The organism is Massilia sp. 01N417 (genome assembly GCF_056399645.1).
In genome coordinates, this window is the sequence record NZ_JBFTRS010000001.1 from 170,405 (window position 1) to 189,335 (window position 18,931).

Sequence of the window (18,931 nt, forward strand, 5' to 3'; positions counted from 1 at the left end):
GATGTGGCATGACGCGCGAGCCCTGAACGCAACCTCCGGCGCGATCACCGCGCTGGTGGCGCTCGCCTGTATCGCGTCGGGCGTCTGGTGGCTGTCGCAACGCCCGATGTTCACCCTGCGTGCGGTGCGCGTCGAGAGCATGTACGGCCTGGACCTGCAGCACGTGAACGAACTCACGGTGCGCAACGGCGTGCTCGGCAAGATCAGGGGGAATTTCTTCACTTCCGACCTGGAGCAGGTGCGCGCCACCTTCGAGGCCGTGCCCTGGGTCCGCAAGGCCAGCGTGCGCCGCGAGTGGCCGAACCAGCTGATCGTCCAGGTCGAGGAGCACGAAGCGCTCGGCACCTGGGGCGAGGACGGACGCCTGCTTTCCGTCAAGGGCGACGTCTTCACCGCCAACCTGGCCGAAGCCGACGAGGACCACGAGCTGCCTGCTTTCGATGGTCCTCCCGGCAGCGAGAAGGAAGTGCTGGCCCGCTTTGCCGAACTGCGCGGCCTGTTCGCGCCGATCCGCCTGGTGCCGGCTTCGCTCAGCCTGTCGAAGCGCTACGCCTGGACGGTCCGGCTGGACAACGGCATGAGCGTGGAACTCGGCCGCGAGCTGGGCAAGGACGGCATGAAGGCCCGTGTGCAGCGCCTGGTGAGCATCTACCCGCAGTTGACCGCGCGCCTGCAGGAGGGACGCATCGACACGATCGACATGCGCTATCCGAACGGGCTGGCGCTGTCGTCGGCGGCATTGAGCGTGCCGCTTGATGCCACCAAGCCGGTCAAGGCGGCAAAGAAAAAAGCAAGCAACAAAACAACAAAGCAAACTTAATCAAGCAGGCGACAGCAAACATGACAAAAGACGCGAAGAACCTGATCGTCGGCCTCGACATCGGCACCTCGAAGGTGGTGGCGGTGGTGGCCGAGGTGATGGCCGATGGGCGCCATGAAGTAATTGGACTCGGCCAGCACGAGTCGAAAGGTTTGAAGAAGGGCGTTGTCGTCAACATCGAAGCGACCGTCGAATCGATCCAGCGCGCCCTCGAAGAAGCCGAGCTGATGGCCGACTGCAAGATCCGCAACGTGTATGCGGGCATCGCCGGCAGCCATATCCGTTCGTTCAACTCGAGCGGCATGGTGGCGATCAAGGACAAGGAAGTCACCGCGACCGACGTGGCGCGCGTGATCGAGACGGCGAAGGCGGTCAACATCCCGACCGACCAGCAGCTGCTGCATACGGTGCCGCAGGAATTCATCGTCGATAACCAGGAAGACGTGCGCGAGCCGATCGGCATGAGCGGCATCCGCCTGGAAGTGCGCGTGCACATTGTTACAGGTGCGGTGTCCGCGGTACAGAATATTGTAAAGTGCGTGCGCCGTTGCGGGCTCGAGGTCTCCGACCTGATCCTGCAGCCGATGGCGTCCGCCGATTCCGTGCTGACCAACGACGAGAAGGAACTCGGCGTGGTCCTGATCGACATCGGCGGCGGCACCACCGACATCGCCGTCTTCAGCGACGGCGCGATCCGCCACACGGCCGTGATCCCGATCGCCGGCGACCAGATCACCAGCGACATCGCGATGGCCCTGCGCACCCCGACCGGCGAAGCGGAGGAGATCAAGATCCGCTACGGCGTGGCCAAGCAGGTGCTGGCCGATCCGGGCGAGACCCTGGAAGTGCCGGGCCTGGGCGACCGCGGTCCGCGTTCGCTGTCGCGCCAGGCGCTGGCCGCCGTGATCGAGCCGCGCGTCGAGGAGCTGTTCGCGATGGTGCACCAGGTGGTGCGCGAGTCCGGCTACGAAGGCGTGCTGTCGTCGGGCATCGTGCTGACCGGCGGCTCCTCGATCATGCCGGGCATGATCGAGATGGCCGAAGACATCTTCCTGAAGCCGGCGCGCCTCGGCACGCCGGAGTATCGCGGCCAGCTGGCCGACGTGGTGCGCAGCCCGCGCTATGCCACGGTCCTCGGTCTTTTGCTGGAGGCGAAGAAGCAGTATCTGCGCGGGCACATCGTCACGCGTCAGGACGGATCGGTAAAAGCGGTATGGCAGCGCATGAAGGAGTGGTTTTTAGGGAACTTCTGAAGGGTTTCGAAACAGTTGGTAACGGTTTTACTTGGTAACGTTCGTAAATTATTTTTAAAATAGACGCGCGTTTCCAATCTCGAGTTTTGACAGCCTTTCTGTGAGGGCTCGAGCTTGGAAACAGCACCTTTGAGAGATTAGGAGTTCATCATGGAGTTTGATATGGTCGATAACGCATCACTGGGCACCGTCATCAAGGTTGTCGGTGTTGGCGGCGCGGGTGGTAATGCGGTGCAGCACATGATCAACAAGGGTGTTTCCGGTGTGGAGTTCATCGCCGCAAACACCGACGCGCAGGCGCTGGCCGCTTCGGGCGCGCACAACATCATCCAGATCGGCGATTCCGGCCTGGGCGCAGGCATGCGTCCGGAAGTCGGCCGCCAGCTGGCCGAGCAGTCGCGCGCGCGCATCGAAGACGCACTGCGCGGCGCGCACATGGTCTTCATCGCTGCCGGCATGGGCGGCGGCACCGGCACCGGCGCCGCCCCGATCGTCGCTGAAGTGGCCAAGAACCTGGGCGCCCTGACCGTCGCCGTGGTCTCCAAGCCCTTCTCCTACGAAGGCCAGAAGTGCATGGACGTGGCCGAAGCCGGCCTGGAAGAACTGACCAAGCACGTCGACTCGCTGATCGTGATCCTGAACGAGAAGCTGGAAGACATCTACGAAGACGACTGCATGCTGGACTGGATGAAGCATGCCGACGACGTGCTGAACAACGCCGTCGCCGGTATCGCCGAGATCATCAACGTGCCGGGCCACATCAACGTCGACTTCAACGACGTCAAGACCATCATGAGCGAGCAGGGCAAGGCCATGATGGGCACCGCGACCGCTTCGGGCGTGGACCGTGCGCGCATCGCCGCCGAACAGGCCGTGGCTTCGCCGCTGCTGGACGGTATCGACCTGTCGGGCGCCAAGGGCGTGCTGGTAAACGTCACCGCATCGCGCAACCTGAAGGGTAAGGAAATCAAGGAAGTGATGGCCGCGGTGCGCGCCTTCGCCGCTCCGGATGCCGCCATCGCCCAGGGTATCGCCTACGACGACGCGATGGGCGACGAACTGCGCGTGACCGTGGTCGCGACCGGCCTGGGCAAGAACAAGGCCAGCATCTCGCTGGTGCAGCCGCAGCAGGTCCTGCGTACCGGCACCTACGGCGCCCCGGTCATGTCCGGCGCACCGACCATGGCCACGGGCGGCATGGGCATGGGCTCGATCGCCGGCGCCGGCCACATGGAAGGCATGAAGCAGCCGGCCGTGTGGCGCCGCGAGCAGGCCTCCGAGCAGGTCCGCGCGATGCAGAACAACGGTGTCGAAACCTACGACATCCCGGCCTTCCTGCGCAAGCAAGCCGACTAAGCAAGCCAAAACTCCATGATGCAAGGGCCAGTACCGACCAAGCGGTACTGGCCTTTTGTTTTGCCCAAAATTCGGGGTCAGAGCACATTTCCCAATAAATTCGGGGTCAGAGCACTTTTATAGGCAATTGCTTTGCCGCCCATAACGCGGCCGGTTTCCGGTGACCGATCGTTCCGCCATCAGACGAAGCCTGTTAAGGACGCGCGATAAAACTGACCTGCAGGACATTGTTCAGAAAAGTGCTCTGACCCCGAATGGTTGGAAAAAAGTGCTCTGACCCCGAATTTCGCCAGATCAGGCATACTTGCGGGTTCTGATAATCACAACATGGAGTACCTGATATGACCATCCAGATCGGCGACCGCCTGCCGGAAGCGACCCTGTCGGAATTCATCGAAATCGAAACCGAAGGCTGCTCGCTCGGCCCGAATACCTTCAACGTCGCGGACCTCGTGAAGGGCAAGACCATCGCCATCTTCGGCCTGCCGGGCGCCTATACCCCGACCTGCTCGGCCCAGCACCTGCCGGGCTACATCCAGCTGTCCGAGCAGCTGAAAGCCAAGGGCGTGGACGAGATCTGGTGCGTGTCGGTCAACGACGCCTTCGTGATGGGCGCCTGGGGCCGCGACCAGAAAGCCACCGGCATCGTCCGCATGATGGCCGACGGCAGCGGCACCTTCACCAAGGCGCTGGGCCTGGAGTTCGACCTGACGGCCAAGGGCCTGGGCGTGCGCAGCCAGCGCTACTCGATGCTGGTCGAGGACGGCGTGGTCAAGCAGCTGAACCTCGAGAACGGTGGCGGCTTCGCAGTCTCGTCGGCCGAGAAGCTGCTGGAACAGATCGGCTAATCATCCCGCTACGCTGACGAACGGCGCTGCGGCGCCGTTTTTTATCACCATGATCATCAATACCGAATCCCCCGACCAGCCCGAAGTGCGCGACATGCTGGCGCGCCTCGACGCCTACTGCGCCTCCCTCTACCCGTCCGAGAGCAACCACCTGATGGACATCGCCTCGCTGATGCGCGGCGACGTCCTGTTCCTGGTCGCGCGCGGCGTCGACGGCGCGGCTAGCGGCTGCGCGGCCCTGGTCCGGCGCGATGCCGAAAGAGAAGGCGAAAACGAAGGCTACGGCGAGATCAAGCGCATGTTCGTCGACGAAGCGAAGCGCGGCCTCGGCACCGGCCGCAAGCTGATGGAGCACATCGCGATGTTCGCCGCCATGTCCGGCCTGCGCGTGCTGAAGCTGGAGACCGGCATCCACCAGCCGGACGCCATCGCCCTGTACGAACGCTTCGGCTTCGTGCGCTGCGGCCCCTTCGGCGACTACCAGCCCGACCCGCTGTCGGTCTTCATGGAGAAGCATCTGTGAACCCGAGCACCGCGGCGCAAGGCAGCAGATGGAGCGGCAACCTGCGCAGCATCCGCGCGATGCTGGCGGCGGTGCTGATGTTCTCGGTCATGGACACGATCATGAAGCTGCTGTCCGCCGAATTCCCGGCGATGCAGGTGGCGTCCCTGCGCTCCCTGTCGTCGCTGCCCTTGGTGTGCGCCTGGGTGGCATGGCGCGGCCGCTTCCGCACCCTGCTGCAGGTCCGCTGGCCGCTGCACCTGCTGCGCGCGCTGATCGGCATCTTCATGCTGGCCCTGTTCGCCTACGGGGTGAGGGGACTGTCGCTGGCGGAGGCCTATACGATCTTCTTCATCGGCCCGATCCTGATCACGGCGCTGTCCGTGTTCGTGCTGAAGGAGCGCGTGAACGCTGCGCGCTGGCTGGCGATCGCGGTCGGCATGGCCGGCGTGCTGGTGGTCCTGCGCCCCAGCGGCGAAGGTTTCCTCACGCTGGGCGGATTGGCGATCCTGCTGGCGGCCGTGTTCTACGCGGTGTCGGCGGTGACCGGCCGGGTGCTGGCGCGCAGCGACAGCAGCGAGCAGATGGTGTTCTGGCTGATGCTGCTGATGGCCCTCGGCGCCACCGCGCTGGCCGCGCCTTCCTGGACGCCGGTCGATGTGCGCCACCTGCCGCTGCTGGGCGGCCTGGCGCTCAGCGGCTTCCTGGCCCAGCTGGCGATTACCGAAGCCTTCAGCCATGGCGAAGCCTCGGTGGTCGCGCCCTTCGAATACGCGGCCCTGGCCTGCGGCATCGGGATCGACTGGGTTTTATGGCAAACCTTGCCCGATCAATACACCCTGATCGGTGCGGCAATCATCATCGGCAGCGGCCTGTACCTGATTCGCCACGAATCCACCCACGCGGAGGGGGAACATCCCTGAAAACGTGGTGTTCCCGCCACCGGCCGAGGGAGGCTCCGGCGGAGATACAGGGCCTCCTATATAATCGAACGATGCTCAAACAAAGAACAGTCAAACAGCTGGTGCGCACGACAGGCGTCGGCCTGCACTCGGGCACCAAGGTCGAGCTGACCCTGCGCCCGGCCGCCGTCGACACCGGCATCGTGTTCCGCCGCGTGGATCTCGACCCCGTGGTCGAGTTCCCGTCGAATGCGGAAATCGTCGGCGACACCCGCATGGCCTCGGTCCTCAGCAAGGACAATGCGCGCGTCTCGACCGTCGAGCACCTGATGTCGGCCTGCGCCGGCCTCGGCATCGACAACCTGTACGTCGACGTCACCGCCGAAGAGATCCCGATCATGGACGGCTCGGCTTCGTCCTTCGTCTTCCTGCTGCAGCAGGCCGGCGTGCAGGAGCAGGCCTCGGCCAAGAAATTCATCCGCGTGCTGGAGCCGGTCGAAGTGCGCCAGGGCAGCGGCAGCAACGAGAAGTGGGCCCGCCTGACGCCCTACGACGGCTTCCGGCTCGACTTCTTCATCGAATTCAACCACCCGGCAGTCGACGGCACCATGCAGCGCGCCGAGGTCGACTTCGGCAAGGTCTCCTACGTGCACGACGTGGCGCGCGCCCGCACCTTCGGCTTCATGCAGGACGTCGAAAGCCTGCGCGGCATGGGCCTGGCCCGCGGCGGCTCGCTGGAAAACGCGATCGTGATGGACGAGTACCGGATCCTGAACGCCGACGGCCTGCGCTACGAAGACGAGTTCGTGCGCCACAAGATCCTCGACGCGATCGGCGACCTCTACCTGGTCGGCCACCCGCTGCTGGCCAGCTACGAAGCGCACAAATCGGGCCACGGCCTGAACAACCTGCTGCTGCGCGAACTGCTGGCGCATCCGGAAGCCTACGAGATCGTCACCTTCGACCAGCAGGAACGGGCGCCGGTGTCGTATGGGGCGCAGATGGAGCGGGAGTGGGCTTTAACCTGAGGCCCTGAACAAGGTCATCCCGCGCCCTGAACAACGTCGTCCCCGCGCAGGCGGGGACCCAAGTTCGGAGCGTTTCACCATCGTCACAAGCTACCAATACACTGGCAAACTTGGATTCCCGCCTTCGCGGGAGTGACGGTGGAATTACTTGTTCTTCCTCTTCTCCGCCAGCCGCCTGATCGCCGCAATCAACTGCGCATTCTGCGGCGACTCCGGCAAGGCATCCCCCAGTTCCTCGAAGGCCTGCACCGCCGTCGGCGGCAGTTCCAGCGAGGACGGCTTCAAACCCTCCGGTTCAGCCGGCAGCGCCCGGCCCACCTGGATCTTGATTCGCACCGAGTCCACCTGCCAGCCTTTCTTCTGCAGCGCCGCCTGCAGCTTGGGCGCTTGCTGCTTGAGCTTGGCGGCCACGGCCGAGGAGGGCACGGCCAGGGTCAGCACGCCTTCCTGGACCGCCAGCGCTTCGCAATTGGCATACATCGGCGGCAGGATCAGGCGCACCTCTTTTTGCAGGCTGGCCATGCGGGTGGCGGTCGGCAGCAGGGCGGCGAGCCGGTCGTTACGGCGCAGGAAGTCGGTCGCCTCGATCGACGTGCGGCGAACCTTGGTGCCGTAGATATGATAGGGAGGCTTGGGTGACTGCATGGCCGGAACATACCACAGCCAGGCCGTGCTCATAAAGAAACGTACGGTAAATGTGCTTTCAAGTGCAATTTGATAACATTCTTTGTCCGCCTGCACTTGTGATGCGTCCGTTCACCCCCAAGTGTGGCCGGATCGCATGATAAAATCGGTGGCTTTTTGCCATAGGCGGTCGTCGGCGGATATTATTTTGATATCATCCATGGCTTTTTCGCGGCTACTTTTTAAGAACACAGCATGTCATTCCTGACCAAGATTTTCGGCAGCCGTAACCAGCGACTGCTCAAGCAATACCAAAAAACCGTGCGCGATATCAACGCGCTCGAGCCGCAGATGGAAAAGCTGTCGGATGCCGAACTCCAGGCCAAGACCCCCGAATTCAAGGAGCGGATCGCCGGCGGCGCTTCGCTCGACGACATCCTGCCGGAAGCGTTTGCCGTCTGCCGCGAAGCCGCCAAGCGTGTAATGAAGATGCGCCACTTCGACGTGCAGTTGATCGGCGGCATGGTCCTGCACTATGGCAAGATCGCCGAGATGGGCACCGGCGAAGGTAAAACCCTGATGGCAACCCTGCCGGTCTACCTGAATGCGCTGTCTGGCAAGGGCGTGCACGTGGTGACCGTCAACGATTACCTGGCGCAGCGCGATGCCGAGCAGATGGGCCGCCTGTACGGCTGGCTCGGCCTGACCACCGGCATCAACCTGTCGCAGATGGACCACGACAGCAAGCAGAAGGCCTACGGTTCCGACATCACCTACGGCACCAACAACGAATACGGCTTCGACTACCTGCGCGACAACATGGTCTACGATGCGCGCGAACGCGTGCAGCGCGGCCTGAACTTCGCCGTGGTCGACGAGGTGGACTCGATCCTGATCGACGAGGCCCGCACCCCGCTGATCATTTCCGGCCAGGCCGAGAACCACACCGACCTGTACCACAAGATCAATGAAGTCCCGCCGATGCTGACCCTGCAGATCGGCGAGGAGACCCCGGACGGCAAGGGCAAGGTCGAAGTCCCGGGCGACTACACCAAGGACGAGAAGGCGCACACCGTGCTGCTGACCGAGGCCGGCCACGAGAAGGCCGAAGCCATCCTGACCAAGATGGGCCTGCTGCCGGAAGGCGCCTCGCTGTACGACGCCGCCAACATCACCCTGATCCACCACCTGTACGCCGCCCTGCGCGCGCACGTCCTGTACCACAAGGACCAGCACTACGTGGTGCAGAACAACGAAGTGGTGATCGTCGACGAATTCACCGGCCGCCTGATGACGGGCCGCCGCTGGTCCGACGGCCTGCACCAGGCCGTCGAAGCCAAGGAAGGCGTGCGCATCCAGAACGAGAACCAGACCCTGGCCTCGATCACCTTCCAGAACTACTTCCGCATGTACACCAAGCTGTCCGGCATGACCGGTACCGCCGACACGGAAGCCTACGAATTCCAGGAAATCTACGGCCTCGAGACCGTGGTCGTCCCGCCGAACAAGCCGTCCCAGCGCAAGGACCGCCAGGATCAGGTGTATAAATCGGCCGAGGAAAAGTACAACGCGATGGTCGTCGACATCCGCGACTGCTACGAGCGCGGCCAGCCGGTGCTGGTCGGCACCACCTCGATCGAGAACTCGGAACTGCTGTCCGGGATCCTGACCCAGGCCAAGCTGCCGCACAACGTGCTGAACGCGAAACAGCACGCCCGCGAAGCGGAAATCGTCGCCCAGGCCGGCCGTCCGCAGATGATCACCATCGCCACCAACATGGCGGGCCGCGGTACCGACATCGTCCTCGGCGGTAACGTCGAGAAGCAGATCCAGTTCATCGAGGCCGACGAGTCGCTATCGCCGGAACAGAAAGCCGAACAGTCGCAGAAGCTACGCGACGAATGGCAGTCGCTGCACGACCACGTGGTGGCGCAGGGCGGCCTGCACATCATCGGTACCGAGCGCCACGAATCCCGCCGCGTCGACAACCAGCTGCGCGGCCGTTCGGGCCGCCAGGGCGACCCGGGCTCCTCGCGCTTCTACCTGTCGCTGGACGATCCGCTCCTGCGCATCTTCGCCGGCGACCGCGTGCGCGCGATCATGGACCGCCTCAAGATGCCGGAAGGCGAACCGATCGAGGCCGGCATCGTGACCCGCTCGATCGAGTCGGCCCAGCGCAAGGTCGAGGCCCGCAACTTCGACATCCGCAAGCAGCTGCTCGAATACGACGACGTCGCCAACGACCAGCGCAAGGTGATCTACACCCAGCGTAACGAACTGCTGGAGTCGGCCGACATGTCGGAACTGATCACCAGCCTGCGCGTGGGCGTGTTCACCGACGTGGTGCGCACCTACGTGCCGGCCGAGTCGGTCGAGGAGCAGTGGGACATCCCGTCGCTGACCCGCGTGCTGAACGACGAGTGGGCGCTGCAGGTGCCGCTGGCGCAGATGCTGGAAGACGAGCCGAACCTGAACGACGACGACATCCTCGAGCGCGTGTTGGCCGCCGCCGACGAGTCGTACAACAGCAAGGTGGAGATCGTCGGCAAGGAAGCCTTCGGCGGCTTCGAGCGCAACGTCATGCTGCAGAATATCGACACCCACTGGCGCGAGCACCTGGCGGCGCTGGACCACCTGCGCCAGGGTATCCACCTGCGCGGCTACGCCCAGAAGAACCCGAAGCAGGAATACAAGCGCGAAGCCTTCGAGCTGTTCGGCGCCATGCTGGACCAGATCAAGAACGAAGTGATCCGCACCGTCATGACGGTCCGCATCCAGACCCGCGAGGAAGTCGAGGCGGCCGAGGCGGCGATGCAGGCGGCCGCGGCGCACCTGGAGAACGTGAACTACCAGCACGCCGACTTCGACCCGACCGCCGCGCCGGAAGAACTGATGGCGCCGCAGGCGGCCACCGCCGGCACCACCGCGGTGAGCGACGATCCGGCCACCACCTACATGGGCATGAAGGTCGGCCGCAACGATCCTTGCCCTTGCGGCAGCGGCAAGAAGTTCAAGGCTTGCCACGGCAAGCTGGCGTAATCGAAGGATTGCGGAAAAACGAAAGGCGCCCAGCAGGGCGCCTTTTTTATCATCCGGCCGTCAAGCCCTTGCGCAACCAGGCCACCGCCTCGTCACTGATCCCCGAGCCCTTGCGCAGCATCGGTTCCACCTCGGTCGCACGGCGGAACCCCGCCACCGCCTCCGGATCGGTACCGACCATGTCGTGGAACAGTTCCATCCACTGGCGCCCCAGCGCCCGTGAGGTCGGCTGCACGGCGTCCGGGTCGCGGCGCATCTGTTCGCGCACCTGGCCGATCAGGGGCGCCCATTCGTGGCCGCGGCGGGCCCAGTGCTCGCGCATGCGCGCGATCACGTCCGCGGCCAGGTAGCGCGACCAGATCGCGTATTTCAGCTCGCCGATCACCGCCATCACGTAGCGCATGAGGTGCTCCGGCATGTTGACCGAGCCTTTTTCGCGCTCGGCCATCAGGTTGACGCGCGCCGCCAGTTCGGCGTCGCCGCCGGTGCCGCGCCCGAAGGCGTCCAGCCAGCGCCGCCCGAAGTCCCTGGCGGTGTCGGAATCCGGCGCCACCTGCGTGCGGATCAGCTCCTCCGCTTCTTCGGTCAAGCGCTTGAATTGCGCCTTGACGGCCTCGTCGTGGTACATCGGAAGGCGGGCCAGTTCGTCCTGCGTAAAGTATTTTTCGTACATGCTCATCTGCTCCAGTGAGTCCAGCCAGGTGGACAGGTCCGGCTGGCCGCCGCTTGCGAGTTCGGTGCGCAGGCGCTGCAACTGCTCGCGCATGCGCGCCGCTTCCAGCATCTGCCGGTCGAGCGTGGCCAGCTGCCGGTCGATCACCGCCAGCGGCGAACCCGCCGGACTGTCCAGGTAAAGGCCGATGTCGGCCAGGCTCATGCCGAAGGAACGCAGGGCCTGGATCTGGTGCAGGCGTGCCACGTCGTCGCGGTCATAGAGCCGGTAGCCGGCATCGGAACGCGCGGAAGGCTGGAGCAGCCCGATGCTGTCGTAATGGTGCAGCGTGCGTACCGTCAGCCCGGCAAGCGCGGCGAGTTCTCCCACTTTCAGCATGCGAACCTCTCCTTTCTTCAGCGTGACCCCATCCTGGAGCCTGACGTGGCGTGAGGGTCAAGCATGCGATGATATGGAACTGTCACCAAGTTGCCAAGAATCCCATGACACATCGCCCCCTCGTCACCGTCGATGAGCTGCACGACTTTCTCACCCGCGAATGCGCGCTCGTGGCCGAGCCCGCGCACAGCGGCAGCTGGCGCACCTATTTCTTCGGCGAGCCCGTCTGGCATCCCGCCCGGACGACGCGGACCGCGAAGGTCCTGTTCGATCACGCGGGAGCGCCGTTCAAGCTCCAGCTGTGCGTCTCGTCGGACAACAACAACAGCGTCTTCCTGGCGGCGCCTTTCGGCCGCGATGCCCTGAAACGAGCGATCGACGGCGAAACGGCTCAGCTCATGCTGCGGCTCGCGGGGACGATGCCCGGCAAGTCCGCGGACGAGCTGCCCAGCTCGAGCATGTAATCGATGAAGACGCGCACCCGGCGCGGCAGTGCGCGGGCGGCAGGGTAGACCACCGAAGCCAGCTTGCCGGGCGCCTCGAAGGACTCGAGCAGGCGCACCAGCCGGCCGTCGGCCAGTTCGCCGGCAATCGCGAACAGCGGTATCTGCGCGATGCCGAGTCCCCCGGCGGCGCAGGCGGCCAGGTGATGCATCTCGTCGGTGCGCAGCTGTCCCTGGACTTCCCATTCCCGGACCCCGCCGCCGCCATCCGCGAACATCCATGGCGCTTCGCGGCCATCCGCGCGCGTGAAGCCGATCCGGCGATGGCTGCGCAGGTCCTCGATACCGGCGGGCCTCCCCGCGGCATGCAGATAGGCGGGCGAGGCCACGGTGACGAAGCGTCCGTAGCCGAGCGGCCGCGCCGCCAGGCTGGAATCGGGCAGCTCGCCGACCGCGATCGCGCAGTCCAGGTTCGCATCGAGGAAATCGGCGGGCCGCAGCAGGGTTTTCATCTCGACCTTCAGGTCCGGGTGGCGCAGCAGCAGGGCCGGCAGCCGGGGACCGACCAGGTGGGTGCCGAACAGGGGCGGCATGCCGACCCGCAGGACCCCGGCGACCGAACGCGAGCCGGCCGCCGCCTCTTCGGCCGCCTCGGCCAGCAGCGCGAAGGCCGCGCCCTCGTCGGTGAGCTGCAGCTTGCGGGTGGTGCGATGCAGGAGGCGCACGCCGAGTCCGGCTTCGAGCCTGCCGATCGCCTTGCTGACGCTCGACGGCGTCATGCCATACAGCGTTGCCGCCGCCACGAAGCTGCCGGCCTGGGCGACCGCCACGAAAATCCGCGCGTCGGCTTCGGACATCGGTAATCCGTGAATTCCGTTCATGAATGTCGTGCCCGCGGCTGTCTTTTTCATGGCGCCCGAAGCTGGAAGAATGCCTCGCATCGACGAGGAGAATGAACATGAACCTGTACTACAGCCCGGGCGCATGCTCGCTTGCCGCCCACATCGCCATGCGCGAGGCCGGCCTGTCCTGCAAATGCGTGCGCGTGGACCTGATGCGCAAGACCGTCGCCGCCGACGGCTCGAACTACCTGGCGATCAACCCGATGGGCCAGGTGCCGTCGCTCCTGCTGGACGACGGCGTCCTGCTGACCGAATGCGCCGCGGTGCTGCAATACATCGCCGACCTGGCCCCCTCGGCGCGCCTGGCGCCGCCCGCAGGCAGCCTCGAACGCTACCGGCTGATGAGCATCCTGAACTTCATCGCGACGGAGCTGCACAAGGCCTTCGCGCCGCTGTTCCATCCCCATACGCCCGAGGACTACAAGGCCGCGGTGCGCTGCGACCGGCGCGCGCTGCTCCACATCGAAGCCATGCTCGCGGACGGCCGCTCCTGGCTGATGGGCAAGGACTTCGGCGTGGCCGACGCCTACCTGTTCTCGGTGCTGCGCCTGGGTCCGCGGATCGGCATCGCGCTGGAGGCTTTTCCGCGGACGGCGGAATTCATGGCGCGGGCCGCCGGGCGCGTGGCGGTCGGACGGGCGCTGGCGGCGGAGGGGCTGCATGCCGCCGCGCCTAGCGCGCCGCATCCCGCGTCCCCGCATGCCGGAAGCGCTTCTCTTCATGCCATAGCGTGACGAACAGGGTCATCACCACCGGGCCGACGAACAGGCCGATCAGGCCGAGGGTCTCGACTCCGCCGAGGATGCCCAGCAGGACCGCGAGGAAGGGCAGCTTGGTGGCATTGCCGATGATGGTCGGGCGCACGAAGTGGTCGGCCACGAACAGCACCACCACGCCGAGGGCGACGATGGCGGCGGCGGCGCTCGCGTTGCCCTGGTAGAGCAGCAGGGCGGCGACGGCGCCGAAGGCCAGCGGCGCACCGAAGGGGATGATGGCCAGCACGCAGGTGGCGGCCGCCCACAGCACCGCCGACGGCACGCCGGCGAACTGGTAACCGATGCCCAGCAGGACGCCCTCGGCCAGGCCGACCAGCACCAGGCCGTTGACGGTGGCGCGCACCGCGGTCGGCACCTTTAGCGAATACAGGGCCCAGCGCTGGGCGCCGATCAGGTGGGCGCCGATGGCATGGGTCTGGCTCTGCAGCGCATGGCCGTCCTTGTAGAAGAAGAACAGGCAGAGGAAGGCGAAGGCGACGTCGATCAGGCGGTGCAGGACGCCGCTGCCGACCCGCTTGAGCACTTCGCTGGCCGACTGCATGCGGCCGACCGAGCCGTCCTCCAGCAGGTGCGCCAGGCCGTGTGGCTGGCCCAGGGTGGCCTGCCACCAGTTGTAGATGGCGTCGCCGGCCATCGGGATCCGCAGCAGCCATTCGGGCGCCGCCAGGCCTTCGGTATTGGTCCTGGCCACCAGCTGGGCCAGCGCCGGCGCCTGGTGCGCGGCCTGGGTCACGCCCAGCGCCAGCGGCGTGATGAAGACCAGGGCGGCGATCAGCGTGACCAGGGCCGCGGACAGGATCTCGCGATTGCCGGTGAGGCGCAGCGCGCGCCGGTACAGTGGCCAGGTGGCGATGCACAGGATCGCGGCCCACAGCAGCGGCAGCACGAAGCGCTGGGTCACGAACAGGGCGCACAGGATGATCGCCAGCGAAAAACAGGAACTCAATGTGCTGCGTTGGGTTTCGGTCATGGAAGTCTCCGTGTGATGTAGGAGATCTTACTCAAGGCCACGGGGCGGGGGAGCGCGGTCCGCCCGCGGTGCGCACCACGCTCCAGTCGATCCGCATTCCGATCGGCTTGCCGTCCTGCAGGGCAGGGATGTAGCGACACTGGCCCAGGGCCTCGATCATCGACTGGTCCCAGCCGGGATAGCCGCTGGGCGTGGTCACGCGGACGTTTTCCATCCTGCCCTGCTCGTCGACGCGCCAGGCGAAATCCGCGTTGAGCGGCTTGTCCTGGCTGAGGACTTCGTCCGGAAAATCGGGCAGCGTGCAGCTGTCCGCGATGCGGCGTCCCCGCAGCGCGGTCGGCGGCAGATCAGAGCGCTGCGTGGAAACCGGGGCCGTGCCGGCCGGCGTCAGCTTCGGCAGGCCGATTTCCTTGCCGTTGGCGGTGAGCTTGCCGTTCCTGACCTCGAGGGTCGAGACCAGCACATCGTTCTCGACGCGCGCAAAACCGCCGCCGACCAGCTTGCCGACGATGACGTCGGTCATGGTCTGGCCGAACTGGGCGGCGCTGGCCGCGTTGGGCGGCGTGCCCTGCTGCGCCGCCTGGCGCGCGGCGACGATGCCGGCGATGTCGCGCACCATCGCGACCGGCACCCGCACCTCGAAGCGCGCCACGATCTTCTTCAGCAGCGTGTTCATGTCCTGCAGGTCGGCCTCGACCGCGCCGAGCAGGCCGACGCGGCCGCGGATGCTGGCCTTGTTGCCGTGGAAGCGGGCGCTGATCTCGTCGATCTCGAGGGCCGAGCCGCGTGCGATGGCGGCCTTGCCGAAGTCGAGGAACAGCGGCTTCATGGCCGCCAGCTGCTGCTCGGGCGTCATCGTCTTCAGCTGCTCGCGGCGGCGCTCGCCGGCCTCCTGCAGCGCCGCCATCGAGGCCCGGTCGATGTTTACGAAGCGCATGTCGAAGCGTATGTCCTCGACCTTTTCGCCGGCTGCGGAAATGGCGCCGATCCGCTGCTGGAACAGCATGTCGATCGACTTCGGGTGCTCCACGCTGCGCCAGCCCACGCGCACGTCGTCCATGGTCACGACCGAAGCGCCGGGCTTGGCCATGCCGCGCACGCTGGCGATGCGCACCTGGCCGTTGCCGAACCAGAGCTTGTCGCGGCTGCGGGACTGCTGTCCGGACACGGTGATGCCTTCCGCGCTCAGGCGCAGGTTGGCGTCCTCGGCGGCCAGGGTATTCCAATGGCCCTTGAAGCCGACGGTCTTGCCGGCCTTGTCCATGTCGAGGTCGAGCAGGGCCGCGTCCCAGTCGACGCGCGAATCGTCCTGGCCCGTGTAGTGCAGCGGCTGCAGGGCGAACCGGTAAGCCAGGCGGCCTGCCTTGGCCTGCTGCCGTTCGACCGTGAAGGGCTGCTCGTTGCCGAACACCGCGCGCAGCTTGGCGGCGGTCTGCGGGGTGTAGCGCACGCTCGCGATGCCGTCCAGCTGGGCGGGGAGGGGCAGGCGCGGATCCTGGGCCAGCTGCAGCTCGCCCAGGGCGGACTGCAGGGCGTCCGCGACCGGTCCCGGGGCGGGCCTGGCAGCGGGCTTGGCGATGGGCGGACGGTCCGCGGCGAGCGCGGGGACGGCCAGCAGCGCTGCCGCCAGCAGGGAAGACGAGAGGACAGTTTTCACGGGAGGGCCGGATCGTTGTTATGTTTCCAATTATTAACGACTCGTCTTAAAAAGTCATTAACCAGGAGAGTCATTCATCAAGGCGCGGCGCTGCCCGGCGGCGGCTGGCGGTACAATAACGGATTAGTCAATCTTTCCTTCTTTGAGAGTAGAGAACACCATGGCCGTCAATTCTCCCCTGCCCGTCGCCAGTGAGCTGAAACCCGTCAATGGCATCGACATCGGCTTTGCCGAAGCCGGCATCAAGAAGCCGAACCGCAAGGACGTGCTGCTGATGAAGCTCGCCGAGGGCGCCACCGTCTCCGGCGTGTTCACCAAGAACCGCTTCTGCGCCGCGCCGGTCCAGGTGAGCAAGGCCAACCTGGCGGCCGTCGCCGATGGCGGCAAGCCGATCCGCGCGCTGGTGGTCAACACCGGCAACGCCAACGCCGGCACCGGCGAGACCGGCCTGGCTGCTGCCCGCGCGACCTGCGACGAAGTGGCGCGCCTGCTCGGCATCGACGCCCAGCAGGTGCTGCCGTTCTCGACCGGCGTGATCCTGGAACAGCTGCCGGTGCAGAAGATCGTCGCCGCGCTGCCGGCTGCCGTTTCGAACCTGAAGCAGGACAACTGGTTCAACGCGGCCGAAGCCATCATGACCACCGACACCCAGCCGAAGGCGGCCTCGGTCACCACGACCATCGGCGGCCACACCGTCACGCTCACCGGCATCAGCAAGGGCGCCGGCATGATCAAGCCGAACATGGCGACCATGCTGGGCTATCTGGCATTCGACGCCAAGGTCGCCCAGCCCGTGCTGGACGAACTGGTGCGCTACGCCGCCGACCGCTCCTTCAACTGCATCACCATCGACGGCGACACCTCGACCAACGACTCCTTCATCCTGATGGCGACGGGTACCGGCTCGCTTCGCATCGATTCGACCGACAGCCCGGACTATATCGCCCTGCGCGATGCCGTCACCGGCATCTCGACCCACCTGGCCCAGCAGATCATCCGCGACGGCGAAGGCGCGACCAAGTTCATGACCATTTCGGTGGAGCAGGGCCGCGACATGGAAGAGTGCCGCAAGATCGCTTATTCCATCGCCCACTCGCCGCTGGTGAAGACCGCCTTCTTCGCCTCGGACCCGAACCTGGGCCGCATCCTGGCCGCGATCGGCTATGCCGGCGTCGACGACCTGGACACCACCAAGCTCGATCTCTACCTGGACGACGTGCTGGTGGCGAAGGCCGGCGGCCGCAACCCCGAGTACAAGGAAGAAGACGGCCAGCGCGTGATGAAGAAGGCCGAGATCCTGGTGCGCGTCGAACTGGGCCGCGGCGATGCCAATGCCACGGTCTGGACCTGCGACCTGTCGCACGACTACGTCTCGATCAACGCCGACTATCGCTCCTGAATTTCGCTCTTCATGAACCAGCTCGACCAGTTTCTGCATCGCGCCGAGAACCTGCTGGCCAGGCTCGAGGCGATGCTGCCCCCGGCCGTGCCGCGCGAGCCGGAGTGGGGGCGCAGCTTCGCCTTCCGCTGGCGCAAGCGGCCCGGCGCCGGCCCCAACGGCCAGAAGTACCTGCAGCCGGTGCTGCACGCCTCGAACATCCGGTTGGACGACCTGCAGCATGTCGGCCGCCAGAAGGAGCAGATCGAACAGAATACCCGCCAGTTCGTCGCGCGGCGCCCGGCCAACAACGTGCTGCTGACCGGCGCACGCGGCACCGGTAAATCGTCGCTGATCAAGGCCTGCCTGAACGGCTTTGCCGGCCAGGGCCTGCGCCTGATCGAAGTCGACAAGACGGACCTGGCCGACCTGCCGGACATCGTCGACCTCGTGGCCGGCCGTCCGGAGCGCTTCGTGATCTTCTGCGACGACCTCAGTTTCGAAGAGGGCGAAGCCGGCTACAAGGCGCTGAAGGTGGCGCTGGACGGCAGCATCACGGCGCAGTCGGACAATGTGCTGATCTACGCGACCTCGAACCGCCGTCACCTGATGCCGGAAAAAATGTCGGACAACGCCGGCTACAGCCACGGCGACGACGGCGACCTGCATCCCGGCGAGACGGTCGAGGAAAAGATCTCGCTGTCCGAGCGCTTCGGGCTGTGGCTGTCCTTCTATCCCTTCAAGCAGGACGACTACCTGGACATCGTCGGCCACTGGCTGCAAAGCTTCGGCTGCGCGCCCGCGCAGATCGAGGCGGCGCGCGCCGACGCCCTGCGCTGGGCGCTGGGACGCGGCTCGCGTTCGGGACGGGTGGCCTGGCAGTTCGCCAAGGATTACGCGGGCAAGCTGGGGCAGGTCGATGGCTGAGGCAGGCAAGAAACCGATCGACGTCGCCGTCGGCATCCTGATGCGCGAGAACGGCGACGTGCTGCTCGGCCAGCGCCCGGAAGGCAAACCCTACGCCGGCTACTGGGAATTCCCGGGCGGGAAAGTCGAGCAGGGCGAGGACATCTTCCACGCCCTCCAGCGCGAATTCGTCGAAGAGCTGGGCGTACACATTGTCAGCGCCGAACCCTGGTGCTGCGTCGAACACGTCTACGAGCACGCCCACGTGCGGCTGTACTTCTACATCAGCCGCGAGTGGACGGGCGAGCCGCAAAGCCTGGAAGGACAGGCCTTCGCATGGCAGGGCGGCTACTCCGTCAGTCCGCTGCTGCCGGCCACCATTCCCTTGCTGGCGTGGCTGGACAAGGTGCGCTATCCGGCTTGAGCCGGCCTGGCCATTTATTGTCTGCTTGACATCACAGCTCAGCTGGAGCACG

Annotated in this window: 18 protein-coding genes; 13 read left to right on the forward strand and 5 right to left on the reverse strand. The window is 65.7% G+C overall.

Annotation, left to right across the window (positions count from 1 at the left end; translation table 11 throughout):
• Position 1: 1 nt before the first annotated feature.
• The 7 genes from AC1DOQ_RS00840 to lpxC all read left to right on the forward strand — a co-directional run bounded on the left by AC1DOQ_RS00840 (position 2) and on the right by lpxC (position 6,709).
• On the forward strand, positions 2-820 hold the full coding sequence (locus AC1DOQ_RS00840; protein ID WP_477359171.1) for a cell division protein FtsQ/DivIB: 819 nt from the start codon (positions 2-4) through the stop codon (positions 818-820).
• 20 nt (positions 821-840) lie between these two features.
• Positions 841-2,073 (forward strand): cell division protein FtsA, encoded by a 1,233-nt coding sequence (gene ftsA / locus AC1DOQ_RS00845; RefSeq protein WP_052233471.1) that lies wholly within the window; start codon positions 841-843, stop codon positions 2,071-2,073.
• 150 nt (positions 2,074-2,223) lie between these two features.
• Positions 2,224-3,429, forward strand: coding sequence for a cell division protein FtsZ (ftsZ, locus tag AC1DOQ_RS00850; RefSeq protein WP_477359174.1), 1,206 nt, complete (start codon positions 2,224-2,226; stop codon positions 3,427-3,429).
• A gap of 341 nt (positions 3,430-3,770) precedes the next feature.
• Positions 3,771-4,277, forward strand: coding sequence for a redoxin family protein (locus AC1DOQ_RS00855; RefSeq protein WP_477359177.1), 507 nt, complete (start codon positions 3,771-3,773; stop codon positions 4,275-4,277).
• A 49-nt stretch (positions 4,278-4,326) separates the two neighbouring features.
• Positions 4,327-4,800: a GNAT family N-acetyltransferase gene (locus tag AC1DOQ_RS00860; RefSeq protein ID WP_477359180.1), complete on the forward strand. Its 474-nt coding sequence runs from the start codon at positions 4,327-4,329 to the stop codon at positions 4,798-4,800.
• 59 nt (positions 4,801-4,859) lie between these two features.
• Positions 4,860-5,702, forward strand: a complete 843-nt coding sequence (locus AC1DOQ_RS00865) for a DMT family transporter (protein WP_477359820.1) — start codon at positions 4,860-4,862, stop codon at positions 5,700-5,702.
• A gap of 71 nt (positions 5,703-5,773) precedes the next feature.
• Complete coding sequence (lpxC, locus tag AC1DOQ_RS00870) at positions 5,774-6,709, forward strand: UDP-3-O-acyl-N-acetylglucosamine deacetylase (RefSeq protein WP_477359183.1); 936 nt, start codon at positions 5,774-5,776, stop codon at positions 6,707-6,709.
• A 144-nt stretch (positions 6,710-6,853) separates the two neighbouring features.
• Here the strand turns inward: lpxC and AC1DOQ_RS00875 are convergent, their stop codons facing one another.
• On the reverse strand, positions 6,854-7,354 hold the full coding sequence (locus AC1DOQ_RS00875) for a DciA family protein (RefSeq protein ID WP_477359186.1): 501 nt from the start codon (positions 7,352-7,354) through the stop codon (positions 6,854-6,856).
• 234 nt (positions 7,355-7,588) lie between these two features.
• On the opposite strand from AC1DOQ_RS00875, the gene secA reads away from it, so the two are divergent.
• Positions 7,589-10,372 (forward strand): preprotein translocase subunit SecA, encoded by a 2,784-nt coding sequence (secA, locus tag AC1DOQ_RS00880; protein ID WP_477359189.1) that lies wholly within the window; start codon positions 7,589-7,591, stop codon positions 10,370-10,372.
• A 49-nt stretch (positions 10,373-10,421) separates the two neighbouring features.
• Here the strand turns inward: secA and AC1DOQ_RS00885 are convergent, their stop codons facing one another.
• On the reverse strand, positions 10,422-11,423 hold the full coding sequence (locus tag AC1DOQ_RS00885) for a MerR family transcriptional regulator (RefSeq protein WP_477359192.1): 1,002 nt from the start codon (positions 11,421-11,423) through the stop codon (positions 10,422-10,424).
• 104 nt (positions 11,424-11,527) lie between these two features.
• Between AC1DOQ_RS00885 and AC1DOQ_RS00890 the strand changes: the two genes are divergently transcribed.
• Positions 11,528-11,887, forward strand: coding sequence for a hypothetical protein (locus AC1DOQ_RS00890; RefSeq protein WP_477359195.1), 360 nt, complete (start codon positions 11,528-11,530; stop codon positions 11,885-11,887).
• Here the strand turns inward: AC1DOQ_RS00890 and AC1DOQ_RS00895 are convergent.
• Positions 11,815-12,723: a LysR family transcriptional regulator gene (locus tag AC1DOQ_RS00895; protein ID WP_477359198.1), complete on the reverse strand. Its 909-nt coding sequence runs from the start codon at positions 12,721-12,723 to the stop codon at positions 11,815-11,817. The genes AC1DOQ_RS00890 and AC1DOQ_RS00895 overlap by 73 nt on opposite strands.
• A gap of 101 nt (positions 12,724-12,824) precedes the next feature.
• On the opposite strand from AC1DOQ_RS00895, the gene gstA reads away from it, so the two are divergent.
• Positions 12,825-13,502: a glutathione transferase GstA gene (gstA, locus tag AC1DOQ_RS00900; protein ID WP_477359201.1), complete on the forward strand. Its 678-nt coding sequence runs from the start codon at positions 12,825-12,827 to the stop codon at positions 13,500-13,502.
• On the opposite strand, the gene AC1DOQ_RS00905 is transcribed toward gstA, so the two are convergent.
• The gene (locus AC1DOQ_RS00905; RefSeq protein WP_477359204.1) at positions 13,441-14,514 is read right to left on the reverse strand and encodes an AI-2E family transporter; all 1,074 of its coding nucleotides are present in this window, start codon (positions 14,512-14,514) and stop codon (positions 13,441-13,443) included. The two genes, gstA and AC1DOQ_RS00905, sit on opposite strands and share 62 nt — an antisense overlap.
• Before the next feature lie 31 nt (positions 14,515-14,545).
• Positions 14,546-16,171: a DUF945 family protein gene (locus tag AC1DOQ_RS00910; protein WP_477359207.1), complete on the reverse strand. Its 1,626-nt coding sequence runs from the start codon at positions 16,169-16,171 to the stop codon at positions 14,546-14,548.
• A gap of 160 nt (positions 16,172-16,331) precedes the next feature.
• Here AC1DOQ_RS00910 and argJ point away from each other — a divergent pair, with 160 nt between their 5' ends.
• Genes argJ through AC1DOQ_RS00925 form a run of 3 tightly spaced genes read left to right on the forward strand, consistent with a single transcriptional unit; the run spans position 16,332 to position 18,879 of the window.
• Complete coding sequence (gene argJ, locus AC1DOQ_RS00915; protein ID WP_477359211.1) at positions 16,332-17,570, forward strand: bifunctional glutamate N-acetyltransferase/amino-acid acetyltransferase ArgJ; 1,239 nt, start codon at positions 16,332-16,334, stop codon at positions 17,568-17,570.
• 12 nt (positions 17,571-17,582) lie between these two features.
• Positions 17,583-18,476, forward strand: a complete 894-nt coding sequence (locus AC1DOQ_RS00920; RefSeq protein ID WP_477359214.1) for an ATP-binding protein — start codon at positions 17,583-17,585, stop codon at positions 18,474-18,476.
• Positions 18,469-18,879, forward strand: coding sequence for an NUDIX domain-containing protein (locus AC1DOQ_RS00925; RefSeq protein ID WP_477359217.1), 411 nt, complete (start codon positions 18,469-18,471; stop codon positions 18,877-18,879). Before AC1DOQ_RS00920 ends, AC1DOQ_RS00925 begins: the two co-directional genes overlap by 8 nt.
• Positions 18,880-18,931 lie beyond the last annotated feature (52 nt).